General features: G+C 52.9%; 1 protein-coding gene. It reads left to right on the plus strand.

The genetic code is table 11. The annotated features are described in order from the left end of the window. Positions 1-255: InlB B-repeat-containing protein (locus EOE67_RS20630; protein ID WP_206099691.1), on the plus strand; the 255-nt coding region annotated here is incomplete at both ends.

Raw genomic sequence — 255 nt, forward strand, 5'->3', positions numbered from 1 at the left:
TTTCTCCTTCATCGCGCAGTGTAGTGCAAGGCAGCAGCACCAGTTTTACGGTCACTGCGAATAGCGGTTATACCATCAATGGCGTTAGCGGTTGTGGCGGCAGTTTATCTGGCACGACTTTCACCACAGCAGCCATCAACGCCGCTTGTACAGTCAGTGCCACTTTTGTTGCCAATCCGGTAATTCATACCGTGACTGCAAATGCCGGAGCTGGCGGTAGTGTTTCTCCTTCGTCGCGTAGTGTCGTGCAAGGCA

Origin of the sequence: Rheinheimera riviphila, assembly GCF_004005945.1 — a bacterium.
GTDB lineage: Bacteria > Pseudomonadota > Gammaproteobacteria > Enterobacterales > Alteromonadaceae > Pararheinheimera > Pararheinheimera riviphila.